General features: G+C 37.5%; 12 protein-coding genes. 11 read left to right on the top strand and 1 reads right to left on the bottom strand.

Going from position 1 to position 13,809, the window contains the following annotated elements:
• Positions 1-189 precede the first annotated feature (189 nt).
• Entirely contained in the window at positions 190-1,449 is a 1,260-nt protein-coding gene (locus IC621_RS10595) for a M48 family metallopeptidase (protein ID WP_191158266.1), read from the top strand.
• Between the two features lie 95 nt (positions 1,450-1,544).
• Here IC621_RS10595 and IC621_RS10590 read toward each other — a convergent pair whose 3' ends face one another.
• Entirely contained in the window at positions 1,545-1,778 is a 234-nt protein-coding gene (locus tag IC621_RS10590) for an IDEAL domain-containing protein (RefSeq protein ID WP_191158265.1), read from the bottom strand.
• Between the two features lie 140 nt (positions 1,779-1,918).
• Here IC621_RS10590 and IC621_RS10585 point away from each other — a divergent pair, with 140 nt between their 5' ends.
• The 10 genes from IC621_RS10585 (at position 1,919) to IC621_RS10540 (ending at position 13,806) form a co-directional block, all read left to right on the top strand.
• Positions 1,919-2,074, top strand: coding sequence for a hypothetical protein (locus IC621_RS10585; RefSeq protein ID WP_191158264.1), 156 nt, complete (start codon positions 1,919-1,921; stop codon positions 2,072-2,074).
• Positions 2,075-2,319: 245 nt separating this feature from the next.
• On the top strand, positions 2,320-3,657 hold the full coding sequence (locus IC621_RS27000) for an N-acetylmuramoyl-L-alanine amidase (RefSeq protein ID WP_318153028.1): 1,338 nt from the start codon (positions 2,320-2,322) through the stop codon (positions 3,655-3,657).
• Positions 3,658-3,779: 122 nt separating this feature from the next.
• Positions 3,780-5,069 (top strand): S8 family peptidase, encoded by a 1,290-nt coding sequence (locus IC621_RS10575; RefSeq protein WP_191158263.1) that lies wholly within the window; start codon positions 3,780-3,782, stop codon positions 5,067-5,069.
• A gap of 118 nt (positions 5,070-5,187) precedes the next feature.
• A complete protein-coding gene (locus IC621_RS10570; protein ID WP_191158262.1) occupies positions 5,188-5,361 on the top strand; it encodes a hypothetical protein in 174 nt (57 codons plus the stop codon).
• Between the two features lie 380 nt (positions 5,362-5,741).
• Entirely contained in the window at positions 5,742-8,012 is a 2,271-nt protein-coding gene (locus IC621_RS26995; RefSeq protein WP_191158261.1) for an AraC family transcriptional regulator, read from the top strand.
• A gap of 171 nt (positions 8,013-8,183) precedes the next feature.
• Complete coding sequence (locus IC621_RS10560; RefSeq protein WP_191158260.1) at positions 8,184-9,164, top strand: ABC transporter permease; 981 nt, start codon at positions 8,184-8,186, stop codon at positions 9,162-9,164.
• Positions 9,165-10,034, top strand: coding sequence for a carbohydrate ABC transporter permease (locus IC621_RS10555; RefSeq protein WP_191158259.1), 870 nt, complete (start codon positions 9,165-9,167; stop codon positions 10,032-10,034).
• A gap of 157 nt (positions 10,035-10,191) precedes the next feature.
• Positions 10,192-11,757: an extracellular solute-binding protein gene (locus tag IC621_RS10550; RefSeq protein WP_191158258.1), complete on the top strand. Its 1,566-nt coding sequence runs from the start codon at positions 10,192-10,194 to the stop codon at positions 11,755-11,757.
• Positions 11,758-11,785: 28 nt separating this feature from the next.
• The gene (locus IC621_RS10545; RefSeq protein ID WP_191158257.1) at positions 11,786-12,982 is read left to right on the top strand and encodes a glycoside hydrolase family 88 protein; all 1,197 of its coding nucleotides are present in this window, start codon (positions 11,786-11,788) and stop codon (positions 12,980-12,982) included.
• A 185-nt stretch (positions 12,983-13,167) separates the two neighbouring features.
• The gene (locus tag IC621_RS10540; RefSeq protein WP_191158256.1) at positions 13,168-13,806 is read left to right on the top strand and encodes a YesL family protein; all 639 of its coding nucleotides are present in this window, start codon (positions 13,168-13,170) and stop codon (positions 13,804-13,806) included.
• Positions 13,807-13,809: the final 3 nt, after the last annotated feature.

Genomic DNA, 13,809 nt, shown 5'->3' with positions numbered 1-13,809 from the left:
TTAACGTATTAAAGTTAGCAATCGATGTGAGCTCAGGTGGTCGTTTTAATGGTTTACAGTTCTTTTTCCCTGGCGGACAGCTTTACGAGGCTTAGTTGGTGATCCTCCAATAATAAATGTCTTTAGGTTCTAAGAAGTGGACAACATAACTACAATAGAGGTAAGAAGCTTGTTCTAGGGGGGCGAAGCATGCGGAAGTGGCTGACTGCTGCTGTATTGGTTTATTTTTTGTATGGATTATTTATGTACGGATATATTTTTATGGGTGGCTCTACAGGTGTACCAGAGGCATATCAGGGGTCTGCAGCAGATCCTCAAACATTTATGAACAGCCGGGAGCTGATATTGTCTGAGGATTATTCGAAGATAAAGAATTTTCTGTTTTTCATAACAATTCCATTTGAATGGTTTATTTTTATCGTGGCATTAATATCGGGTCTTTCTAAAAAAATGCAAAGCTGGTCAGAGAGCACATCAAAATTTTTGTTTGTCCAAAGTGCTGTGTTTACTTTCTGGCTTACCCTGCTTGTTACAGCAGTTACTTTGCCAGTTGAATGGATCAGCTATAAAATTTCCTATACTTTTCAGATTTCTGCCCAAAGTACTTCAAGCTGGTTTAAAGATCAACTAATCGATTTTTGGGTGAATTTTGGGATGATGATTTTTATAGTCTTTGTGCTGTTTTGGCTTATTCGGAAATTTGAGAAAAGATGGTGGCTTTACGCATGGTTCCTTTCTATTCCGTTTACTTTATTTATGATGTTCCTTCAGCCTGTTGTTATTGATCCGCTTTACAATGACTTTTACCCATTGAAAAATAAAGAGCTGGAAGAAAAGATTTTATCGCTTGCCGAGCAAGCTGATATTCCTGCGGAACATGTATATGAAGTGAACATGTCGGAGAAAACAAATGCATTGAATGCTTATGTAACAGGGATTTCCTCTAATTCACGAATTGTATTATGGGATACGACGTTAAATAAGCTAAGTGATGAAGAAATTTTATTTATCATGGCACACGAAATGGGACATTACGTCATGAATCATATTTATATTGGAATCGCCGGCTATCTCGCCATATCGTTATTAGGATTGTATTTAGTAAATAGATTGCTCAATTTAATTATTCTGCGGTTTGGGGACACATTACATTTAACTTCAAAAAAACAGCTTGCGTCATTACCATTATTATTAATGTTAGTTGGGATTTTAACATTTGCATCGAGTCCGTTTTCAAATGCCGTCTCACGGTATCAAGAAAAGAAGGCTGATATGTATGCGATTGAAATGACGGCCGACTCAGAAGCTGCAATAAAGACATTTCAGGAGCTTTCAAAAGCAGGGCTAAGTCAAGTCCATCCTCCTTTGTTAGTCAAGCTATTCAGGTACGGACATCCAACCATGTTAGAACGAATTACGTATTTGGAGGAAGCTGATCCAAAAAATTAGTAAAAACAGCCATTTAGGTGCCAGGCACCAAATTTCAATTTGGTGCCTGGCACCGTCTATTGATAAATAAAGAGCCCATCCTTAGGATTGGGCTCTTATAGTATGAGTTTTAATTTATTATATTTCTTCGAAAGATCCATAAAACTGTCTTTGTCGCGCGTTACTAGCGCGGCTTCAAGCTGCTCCTCAAGCGTCTCCATCTGCCGTTTAAACATTGCTTCGTCCAAGATCATCTGGATGTAAAGATCAAGCACAGAAAATTCATTGACCGCCTTTTTTTGAGTGTTACGGGACTTCATGATCTCAGTGTACGTTTTCTTATTTTTCATGAAAGATCACCCCTGATGCCTTTTTTATATTATATGGATATTAGGTGAAGAAATCAACCAAATCTTTAAAATTTTTAGATAATTTATTTATGCATAATTTAGCATCTATTAGTAAAAGATAGTTTTAAGGAAGTGATTTTATGTCAGAGAAGAATAAAAAATCAAAGAAATCGATTGAGTTAGAAGAAACCCCGTTAAATCCCTATATTCCTTATTTAGAGGAAACTGCTGAGGAATACACACCATTAGTAACAAATAAGACGCTGTCAACATCAAAGGACGAAATAGAACCGTGACACTTTTCAAATATATAAGTGATCACGGTTTTGTCTTATTATTGAAGCGGTAAAAATTAAAAAGATAAAATTAAATTTCAACTGTGAAAAAATTAATAGATCAAGGTGTATTTTTTTAGTAAAAGAATTTATCTTGGCGTTCTCTCCAAATTGATAGAAAAAGAACGTTCGTCTATCTCAAATTTTATTATTTTCCATAAAATATTAGTGTTAGTTCTTTATTAAACAGAAAAGGTGGTAATATAGTGAAGTTATATTTAGATCCAGGTCATGGCGGATCTGACCCAGGTGCCCAAGGCAACGGGTTAAATGAAAAAGATATTACCTTAGATATTGCACTTAGAATCCGAACAATCTTACTAAATGATTATGAAAACGTGGAAGTGAGAATGAGCCGAACAAGTGATACAGCTAAGAGTCTAAGTGCACGAACAAATGAGGCTAATTCATGGGGAGCAGATTATTATTTGTCCATCCATTGCAATGCCTTTAATGGTTCCGCTCAAGGATATGAAGACTATATTCACAGCAGCTTATCTGACTCATCTTTAACAGCAAACTACCAAAATATTATCCATGCAGAAATAATAAAAGAAAATGAGCTTGTGGATCGCGGAAAGAAAAAAGCTAATTTTCATGTGTTACGTGAATCAGCTATGCCAGCCCTTCTTACGGAAAATGGATTTATCGATAACGGCCGCGATGCTGCCCTAATGAAGAATGCTGCATGGCGGCAAAAAGTAGCCCAAGGTCATGCTAATGGTGTAGCAAAAACTTTTAAACTACAAAAAAAACCAGATAATTCTGGAACAATTTACAAGGTAATCGCAGGCTCTTTTAAATCTAGAGAAAATGCGGAAGAACGAGTCTCATATTTGGACACAAAAGGAATTGAGGCTTTTGTTGATTCAAGAAATATATCTGGGGAAGTTTGGTATAGAGTTCAAGCGGGAGCTTTTTCAACTCGGGAAAATGCAGAAAAGCGGTTAGTTGAAGTCAAAAATGCAGGTATTGACGATGCGTTCATTGCAGCGGAAAAAAGGGACTCGAATGAAGCTGGCGGCTATTCAATAGCAGGCAGGACTTTCCTTTCTCCAGAACAAATGAACCAATTTGCTAAAAGTATAAACCCAAACACACCAGAGCTTGGTCATTTTTATTTAACTTTTGGACAGGATTATGGAATACGGGGAGATATTGCCTTTGCCCAAGCTTTGCATGAAACCAATTTTTTTCGATTTACAGGAGTCGTAAAACCTGAGCAAAACAACTTTTGCGGATTAGGAGCAACAGGACCGGATAATCCGGGTGCCAGCTTTCAAACACCAAGTGAAGGAGTACTTGCTCATTTTCAGCATTTATTTGCATATGCATCAACTGAACAACTGCCAGATAAGTATCCACTAATAGATCCTCGGTTTAACCTTGTAACGAGAGGATCCGCCCCAACCTGGACTGCTTTAAACGGAAAATGGGCGGTGCCAGGCACCAATTACGGGGAAGCGATTTTAAATATATATGAAAGAATGGTTGAATTTGCTTTGGTAAAACTAGAGGGAATCCTTCAAGAGATAAGAACTTAATTCTATTATTTCTCTAGTTTTTTGCCTTTTTTCTCAAAGGTTATACGAATTAATTATTCGTTCTTCTAGCAATTCACGTAATATATCTTGTTACATGAATTACTAGAGAGGAATGAGTTTTAATGTTAGGGTTTTCAATTATTCAACTTGTTCGAAGAATGGGGCATAAACTCGATAGCAACATTCGCCGGGAAATGGTTCAGCACTATCACCCATTTCGTTCCATTCCATGTTTTCTCCATCGCCCTTTAGAGCATTTTGGTAAAAAAACGAAGAAGCTGCCGGTCGTGATTGAGTTTGAGCAAGATGCCTTTGATCATGGACTTAATGATATGAAGGCGGCTAAATGCAAGGCTCTTAAGCAATTCCCCTCGATTTCCTGCTGTTCGACTAACTTGTCGATAGAGAAAATAGAGAAATTGCTTGAAAATTGTTCTCACATCAAAAAAATCTACTATGACAGAAAAGTGACAGCTCTCCTAGATGCCGCAACTCCATCTACTCATTCTGACCAATTAATTCAATCCGGCTTAACAGGAAAAGATGTGACGATCGCAGTCATTGACACAGGTATCTATCCTCATAGCGATTTAAAAGAAAGGATCATTGCTTTTAAAGATTTTATTAATAACAAAACGGATCCATATGATGATAACGGTCATGGGACTCATTGTGCAGGAGATGCAGCAGGTAATGGAATTTCATCTGGTGGAAAGTATCAAGGGCCAGCTCCTGAAGCAAATTTAGTGGGGGTTAAGGTGCTGGATAAAATGGGATCTGGATCACTTTCAACTGTTATAGCCGGTATTGAGTGGTGTATTCAAAACCAATCCCATTACAACATCGACATTCTTTCATTATCTCTTGGTGCTTCTGCACAACAATCTTTCGAAGATGATCCTGTTGTGAAAGCTGTTGAAAAGGCGTGGGATAAGGGATTAGTTGTATGTGCTGCTGCTGGCAACTCAGGCCCTTCAAAGGAAACAATTGGAAGTCCTGGAATCAGCCCAAAAATAATTACAGTTGGGGCTGCAGACGATCTAAACACAATTGATCGTTCTGATGATATAGCAGCAGATTTCTCAAGCCGCGGCCCAACAATTGATGGTCTGACCAAACCAGACCTTTTAACTCCTGGAGTCAATATTATTTCATTAAGAGCACCGAACTCTTTTCTTGATAAAACAAATGCAAAGGGACGTGTGGATGCAAATTATTTCTCATTATCAGGAACATCAATGGCCACACCAATATGCGCTGGAATTGTAGCGCAGCTCCTTCAAAAAGAACCCAATCTATCACCTGATCAAGTCAAGCAGCGGCTCGCTTCTGCATGTGATGATTTGGGGCTGCCTCCTAACGTCCAAGGAAATGGATATTTAAACGCTGCTAAACTGACTACTAATGAATAATTTGAAACTTAAGAATGTTTGGAAATGAACAAAGACAATATGGCTCAAATTTAATTTACGACATACAGTAAATTGGAATCAGGTTCCTATAAATGATCTCCTTGGATAAAGAGAAAAGATGACTGATTTTGAGAGTTTAAATGATATTCACTGCTCTGAATTTTTTTATTATCGGTTAGAGGACGAATTCAAAGTTACAATTCCTATGCTGCATAGCGGCACAAAAATGAAAAGACGAGGTACATTTGGTTGTACGTTAGATGTTGTTCACTTTTTAACGCCCATTGTTTAAGACGTGGGCTTTTCGTTTTTGTGCGAATTTTACATGTCAAAGAGCTTCAAAATCAGACTAGCGTTGCATGAATTAAATCAGATGGTTCGAAATAGTGGTAATCTTCAAAATTACTTGTTCATACAACCAAAAAAACCTTTACAATAAAAGGACAGGAGGTTCCTGTTCAAATCCAAAGTTTTAGATCTAGAAAAGTTACTTCATCACAAAATTATTAAAGTATTTTTAATTTAAAGCAACCTTTGTACTAGCCTTACTGCAAGGGTTGCTATTTCGTTAGTGAACCTTTTCGGGGGATAGATAAAAAACACCTGTATAGGGGAGTTGGATCAACTGGAAATTATTAGAAAACCTATTACTGCTAATTAGGGGGAGAAGCTGTGAGAAAGAGAAAGTTTTTTTGGAAGTTATTTGTATGCATGATGGGGGTTATTTTTATATATACTGCTGCGTTGTCGTTTGTTTATTATTTAAAGAATCGGGAGTTTACGAATTTTGAGCTGGAACAGAGTCAGAAGGAGCTTTTGAAACAGACGAAGGAAAAAGTGGACCAACGGTTGCAGGTGGCGTTGAGCGGGATTAACCAGCTTAAGTCAACGGAAGCGTTTGTGAATTATAGTCAAAATACGAATGAAAAGCTAGAATATTTCTTTGTTAATGAGTTGTATAAGGAGCTTCAGAAAAATTCGAATGCTTTCAGCCAGTTTGAGTATAAGCTGGGTGTGATGAAAGCAGATGAAGATTTGATTGTGACACCTGATATGACAATTAATCAGGAACGTTATTTTCAACAGCTTGGTCTTAATAAAGAAGAGAATCAACAGGTGGCTGACTATTTAAAGGAAAAAAACAATAGCTTTGGGCAGTATAAATTATTTTCGCTCATGAATCAAAAGAAAGATAACGTGTATATTACACTTTTGAAAAAAGAACGGATATCTGAAGGGAATAACATTGTTTTTTTTCTTTCCTTCTATACTAAAAACCTGTACCCAGCTTTAAATCCAGTTGATCAGGGAGGGTTTGCTATTGTAGAAGGGGACCGTATTACAAGTCATCAAACAACTTTCCATAATCTTTCGATTGCTGACATCTTGACCCGAGACCGATTAAAACAGCTGGAATATTCTAAAGAAGAACCAGTTCCCTATCAAAAAATAAAGGCTTCGGGCTTTCAGATTAAATCCTTATCCTCAGAAGTTTTAAAAGATTGGCAGTATCTTTATATTACGCCGAAACAAGTTACCGAAACATCGTTTGCCGGGCTTCTAATGGATTCACTGCCTGTTTATCTTCTATTTTTATTAGCTGGACTTGTGGTTCAAGTTTTGTTTGTGAATTATACGTATCAGCCTGTAAAAAAAGTTCTTCATGTATTGAAAGATAGACAAGAGAGTATCGATGGAGATGAGTTTGCCATTATCCAGCAAATAACGACCAATATGAAAAAAATGAACGAAAGACTGCTTTCTACCATAGATCACCACCAGCTGTCTCTGAAACAAAAATTTATGAAAGATTTGCTTCTTGGATTAGTAGAGAAAGAGGAAGTAAAGGAGAAATCGGAGCAATACGGTCTTGCCAAGTTGACCCAAGGAAGGGTCATCCTTTTTGAATTCACCCACTATAAGGAGTGGGAAGAATCGCTCACACGTGAAGGGATTCTGACGATCAAGCTTCAGTTGCTAACCTATTTAAAAGAACATATAGAAAAGAAAATCTCTTACGAAATGATTGAAATGGAAGTAGAGAAACTCGCAATCCTGACAAGTGAAACCAATTTACAGATAATTCGCGATTGGTTGAATTCGTTTAACGCGGGGTTGAATGAACGACTTCATGCAACAATGTTCATTGCGATAAGTGAACCAGTTGCAGCCCTTTCTGAATTTGAAAAAGGGTATAAACAGGCAAGAAACTTGCTTGAATACAGGTATGCGATTGAACGAAAAAACATTGTGACAACAGAAGATATTGAAAGGTTTGAGCAAAAGAGCTACTATTACCCACTCGAGATGGAGAAAGATTTGATTAATTTTAGTTGTAGAGGTCAGAAGGAAAAGGCCATGTCCATTTTGAAAAATCTGCTAAATGATAATCTTTATGTTAGACAGCTTGATGAATCTGCACTCCGAAGCTTGGTATTTGAAGTACTTGCTACCATTCATCGAATTTTATCTCAGACTAATCAGGCAGAAAGGACAATCTTTGGTGAAGATGAAACGGTCTACCAAAGGCTTCAAATGATTCGCGGAAAAGAAGAGCTTGAACAGACAATTACCAGTATTTTCAAGGAACTTCTGGAAAACATTCAATCACAAACAAAAAAGACAGATTTGTCAGTGGCTGATCAACTGTTGAACTTTATTCATGAAAATTTTCACAGGGATCTTTCTCTAACAGATTTAGCCGAACATTTTAATTTATCCTCAAGCTACGTGAGCACAGTCTTTAAAGAACAAACAGGGGATAACTTTAAAGAATATTTAAATATGTATCGAGTAAAAAAAGCAAAGGAGATTTTATCTGTACAAGAGGTGAAAATTAGTCAGGTAGCGAGCATGGTCGGATTCAATAATGTCAATACATTTATTAGAATATTCAAAAAATATGTCGGCCTATCCCCAGGTCAATATGAAAAATCCTCTTAAGGGAAAAAGGTATCTACACTTTTTTTGATCATCTTCATTTCTTTTGATTGTAATTAAAAACGGTGATGAAAACAAAAAACTGGTGATAGTATGCTGGTTTATGATCGAGTAAAGTCAGGATAACCAGTTTAAACAGTCATCGAGATTACAAAAAAAGAAAGGAGGAAAGGTATGAATGGTCAAATTCAATCTGAAGTGAAAAACCATATCACGACAATTACCCATAAGACAGGTCTTTCGCGAATTCAAAGAATCAAAAAAACAATCAGTCGTGATAAATATTTGTACTTACTGCTGATCCCGTTTATTGCATGGTACATTATCTTCTTGTACCGCCCAATGTATGGACTTCAGATTGCTTTTAAAGATTACAGTATTTTTCAGGGGATTGAAGCTAGTCCATGGGTTGGATTTCAAAATTTCGTACAGTTCTTTGAAAGCGATTACTTTATTAGAACTTTAAAAAACACCATCCTTATTAGTTTATACACCTTGATATTTGCCTTTCCGGCACCGATTATTTTGGCACTTCTTTTTAATGAAATTAAATCGGCAACTTATAGAAAGTTGACCCAGACGGCGACATATCTTCCTTATTTTATTTCAATTGTTGTTGTAGCAGGGCTTGTAACCAACTTTCTTTCGCCATCAAACGGCCTTGTCAACATTATCATTGACAAATTAGGCGGAGAAAAAATTTATTTTTTAACCAATCCAGAATACTTCCGATCCATCTTTATCGGGATGAACATTTGGAAGGATGTCGGGTTCAACGCGATTATCTATATTGCTGCGATCAGCGGGATCAATCCGCAGTTGTATGAAGCAGCCAAAATGGACGGTGCGAACCGATGGAAACAAATGTGGCATGTCACCTTGCCGGGGATTATCCCGACGATCTTGATCTTATTTATTTTGAACATCGGAAATTTCCTGGAAATTGGGTATGAAGCGATTATCCTGCTCTACCAGCCCGCAACCTATGAGACGGCTGATGTCATAAACACATTTGTCTACCGGGCCGGCTTGCAAGGAGCAAACTATGAGCTCGGAGCAGCAGCTGGCTTATTCAACGCTGTTGTTGGTTTAGTGCTAGTGTTTACAGCGAACAAAATTACGAAAAAATTCAGTGAGAGCGGAGGTTTATGGTAAATGAAGAGTTTTGGAAGTAAAACAGCCGATTTCATTATCTATGTTCTTGTCGGATTAATTGCCATTATCTGCATTTACCCGTTCATTTATGTGCTATCTGCTTCTATCAGTTCATCTGATGCCGTTCTTAGGGGAGATGTGCTCTTATTTCCGAAAGATATAACATTTGAAGCATACAAACGGGTCATTGAGGAGCCGGGAATTTGGATAGCATATGGAAATACAATTTTTTACACGGTTGTTGGAACACTGTTTAGCATGTTTGTTACAATTTGCGGTGCCTATCCGCTTTCAAAAAAACGGCTAAAAGGTCGCAGCTTTTTCGCTTTTTTCATCGCATTCACAATGTGGTTCAATGCCGGAATCATCCCAACCTACTTGAATTTAAAAGACCTGGGATTACTGGATACCCGGACAGCGATCATTGTAGGCTTTGCAGTTTCAACGTTTTTAGTCTTCATTATGAGAAGCTTTTTTCAATCAGTACCTGATTCTTTGGAAGAGTCGGCAAAAGTGGATGGGGCAAATGATCTTCAGATATTGTGGAAAATTTTCTTGCCTTTATCAAAACCAGCGCTTATAACAGTAGGACTCTTTTATGCGGTTAGCAGATGGAACGGTTACTTCTGGTCAATGATTGTGTTAAATGATGAAAGTAAAATTCCGCTGCAGGTGCTGTTAAAAAAATTGGTGGTTGATATGAGTGTAAAGGAACAAATGGCCAATTCACTTGATACAACCTCTCAATACTCCGCAGAAACTGTCATTTATGCAACAATCATTGTTTCGATTATTCCGATCGTATTAGTCTATCCGTATTTGCAAAAGTATTTTGTAAAAGGAACGATAATCGGCGGGATTAAAGAGTAGAGGATTATAACTGTAACGTTTGAGAAATAATGTTTTGGTTTTGTTCTAAAAACAGATTTATTGTTTCTATTGGAATCAAACATTTGGTGTACGAAAATCAGTTTTCACAAAATCATACTAGATAAATAGTTACGAACTAAGTCGAGGGGGAGTTAACTTGAAAAAATTCGCTTTAATCTTTTTTTCCATTTTCCTGCTAATTGTTGGAGGATGTTCGAATAATAGTGCTTCAAGTGATAAGAATGCAAATAAAAACCTAGAAAGTGAAGAGGGTCTTACGGGATTTCAGGTATCCAAGGAACCTGTTGATATGAAGATTCACCTTCATCATTTTGATGGCCAGGTTATTTTCAATGATGATTGGGCGACGTTTAAGAAGGCAGCTGAGCTAACAAATGTGAACTTGAAAGGAGTAGCTCCCAAAACATCAACAGACAGTCAGGAAGCCTTTAACTTGATGATTGCATCAGGTGATATTCCGGATCTTGTTCAAGGTACAAAGGCTGATTTAACTAAGTATGGAAAAGAAGGGGCGTTTCTTCCACTGGATGATTTGATTGAGGAGCATGCTCCTAATATAAAGAAATACCTTGAAGAGATGGAAGGATTAGAAGAATTTGTTACAGCTTCAGATGGAAACCTTTATTTTATTCCTTTTATAGCAGATGGGGAGGCGCAGAAAGGATGGTTTGTCAGACAAGACTGGCTGGATAAGCTTGGTCTTAAAGCACCGCAAACAATAGAAGAAACATATGAAGTGTTAAAGGCATTTAAAGAAAAAGATCCAAATGGAAACGGCAAACAAGATGAGATTCCTTATTTTTCAAGAATTTCGGAAAGTTTGGGTGACCTTACGATTTTATGGGGGGCTCGTAATGACCTCTATCTTGATGGAGATAAAATTCAATACGGACCATATGAAGAAAAATATGGTACTGCCCTTTCAGGATTAGCTAAATGGTATGAAGAAAAATTAATTGATCCAGAAATTTTTACAAGAGGTGCAAAAGCTAGAGATATCTTGCTAGGGAACAATCAGGGAGGAATGACACACGATTGGTTTGGAAGCACGGCAGGTTATAACAATTTATTAAAGGATCAAGTGGAAGGGTTTAAATTTGAAACATTTGCTCCTCCTCAAAATACGGATGGGGAAAAAGTCGAAACTACCGTCCGTGATCCATATGGAGACAAAGCAGGAATAGCGATTGGGTATTCAACAAAAGATCCAGTAAAAGCAATCAAATATCTTGATTTCTTTTACACAGAAGAAGGACGTCGCTTGATGAACTATGGAGTAGAAGGAGAAACTTATGATTTAGTCGATGGAAAGCCTGTATTTAAAGAAGAAATTTTGAGCTCTCCAGATGTTCCAACAACATTGCATGAGTATGGGGTCCAAACTCTGTTTTCTTATCATCAGGATTTTGAGTATGAGAAACAATGGTTAAACCCAATTGCCTTAAAAGGGATTGAAGAATACACTGCTAATAACTATTTTGCAGAGCCGCTGCCTCCTTTCTCTTTTACTGAAGAAGAAGAAAAGAAAATTATTGAAATTGGAGCAGACTTAAAAACCTATCGGGATGAAATGATGCAAAAATGGGTAATGGGTGCAGAAAAAATAGATTATAAAAAATTTAAAAATCAACTAAAAAATCTTGGTGTCGAGGAATATATTGACCTCCATCAAAAAGCGTATAATCGATCGATTGAGAAATGATAGCATACCATGATTGGAGGTAACAAAGATGCAAGAGACCGAACAAATAATAGATGAAAGCCTCTTAAGAAAAGAAAGGTTTTCAACAAGACCACCTGTAGATCGTGCTTTTATTGAAAAGGCACTAGATTATGTGCTTTTTAAAATCGATCAGAACCTGGAGGCTTTTACCTCTAAATTTCCTAGTGCCAGCAGCCAAAATTCAGTTTATCAACCGGTAGACAATGTCGAATGGACGACAGGTTTCTGGACAGGAATGCTCTGGCTCGCTTATGAGCATACCGGAGAAGAAAAATACAGACGAGTGGCTGAGAAGCATGTTATGAGTTTTCAAGATAGAATCAAGAACAGAATTGTCGTGAATCATCATGATCTGGGGTTCTTGTACACCCTCTCTTCTGTCAGTGCATATAAATTAACGGGAGAGAATCGAGCAAAGGAAGTAGCATTAGAAGCAGCTGAATTACTTCTTACCCGCTACTTTGAAAAAGCAGGAATCATTCAAGCGTGGGGAGAATTAGCAGATCCTAAGCAAAGAGGAAGGATGATTATTGATTGTATGATGAACTTGCCCCTTCTTTACTGGGCAAGTGAAGTAACAGGTGATCAAACCTATCATCAAATTGCTTATCAGCATGCAAAGCAGTCAGCTAAATATATTGTTCGTTTGGATTCTTCAACTTATCATACATTTTATATGGATCCCGAGACAGGAAAGCCTCTATACGGCAACACTCATCAAGGATATTCAGATGAATCCTGCTGGGCAAGAGGACAGGCATGGGGAATGTACGGATTTCCCCTAAGTTATCACTATACAGGTGATGAAAAATTTATCGAACTAAGCAAAAAACTAGCAAACTACTTTCTTAACCGCCTCCCTGAGGATCATGTCTGTTATTGGGATTTAATTTTCACACAAGGCGAAGAAGAAAAAGATAGTTCTGCTGCTGCCATTGCCGTCTGCGGCTTACTTGAAATGAGTAAAAGACTGCCTCTTACTGATGGTGTGAAAGGGTATTATGAAAATAGTGCGCTCCACATTGTTCATTCGCTAGCTGAACACTACACGACAAAAGATGAACCCCATGCGAATGGTGTTTTAAAACACGCAGTCTACCATAAACCTAGAAATACAGGTGTTAATGAAAGCTGCATTTGGGGTGACTACTATTACATGGAAGCGCTCGTTCGATTACTTAAGGATTGGAAAATGTACTGGTAATAACAAATGTCTGCCTCAAATTATTCTAGACTCTATGAGGCAGACATTTTCATAACAGGGACCAGGAGAGTTAAAGGTTATTCATGCTATTAATAAGTCTATCTTAAAATAATCTTTTATAATGGAAAATCGTGAGTGAGCCTACATGTTATGGTTCCACTTTATATTTATTAGGAGAGAAGAATATGGCTGACAAAGGTATGTTCGGAGGCATTTACACAATAATGGAGTGGATTTCACGCTTCGTGTATTTACAATTCTTATGGGCAATTTTTACTGTAGTTGGTTTGATCGGGTTTGGTTTTTTTCCAGCGACATTTGCAATGTTTGCTGTAACAAGAAAGTGGGTTCGCGGGCAGACTGACATTGACCTTTTTCCTACTTTTAAGCAGCTGTATAAAAAAGATTTTCAAAAAGCAAATGCTGTTGGAGGAATTGCAGTTGCTGTAGGTTTTATTTCTTACTTTTACTTGCGTTTCTTCCAATCACAGAGCGGAGCGGCTTCGTTGGTGTTCTTTTTTCTCATGTTTGCTGTCTGCTTCTTATATTTGATGACTTTGTTTTTTATTGCCCCTGTTTTTGTTCATTATGATCTAAAGGTCATTCAATCATTTAAGGCTTCGTTTATGATGGCGATCTCTTATCCATTTCACGTGATTTCAATGGCCTTTATTTTATTTTGTTTTACATTACTCATGCAAGCTATTCCGGGCCTCCTTCCTTTCTTTAGCTTTAGCTACCTTGCGTTTGCCCTCATGTGGATCGCCAATTTAGCGATTGAGAACAAGGAAAATCACACCTTGATGACAGCAAGGAGCAAATGAGGG

It is taken from the genome of Metabacillus arenae (genome assembly GCF_014773385.1).
In the GTDB taxonomy this organism is placed as follows: Bacteria; Bacillota; Bacilli; order Bacillales; family Bacillaceae; genus Metabacillus_D; species Metabacillus_D arenae.
Note: the sequence above shows the minus strand (reverse complement) of the source record. Positions and strands in the feature narration are given on the sequence as shown.

Bases quoted from the DNA above. Each gene is read 5' to 3' on its own strand.
- IC621_RS10595 (WP_191158266.1), top strand. From the start codon at position 190: ATGCGGAAGTGGCTGACTGCTGCTGTATTGGTTTATTTTTTGTATGGA.
- IC621_RS10590 (WP_191158265.1), bottom strand. From the start codon at position 1,778: ATGAAAAATAAGAAAACGTACACTGAGATCATGAAGTCCCGTAACACT.
- IC621_RS10585 (WP_191158264.1), top strand. From the start codon at position 1,919: ATGTCAGAGAAGAATAAAAAATCAAAGAAATCGATTGAGTTAGAAGAA.
- IC621_RS10575 (WP_191158263.1), top strand. From the start codon at position 3,780: ATGTTAGGGTTTTCAATTATTCAACTTGTTCGAAGAATGGGGCATAAA.
- IC621_RS10570 (WP_191158262.1), top strand. From the start codon at position 5,188: ATGACTGATTTTGAGAGTTTAAATGATATTCACTGCTCTGAATTTTTT.
- IC621_RS10560 (WP_191158260.1), top strand. From the start codon at position 8,184: ATGAATGGTCAAATTCAATCTGAAGTGAAAAACCATATCACGACAATT.
- IC621_RS10555 (WP_191158259.1), top strand. From the start codon at position 9,165: ATGAAGAGTTTTGGAAGTAAAACAGCCGATTTCATTATCTATGTTCTT.
- IC621_RS10545 (WP_191158257.1), top strand. From the start codon at position 11,786: ATGCAAGAGACCGAACAAATAATAGATGAAAGCCTCTTAAGAAAAGAA.
- IC621_RS10540 (WP_191158256.1), top strand. From the start codon at position 13,168: ATGGCTGACAAAGGTATGTTCGGAGGCATTTACACAATAATGGAGTGG.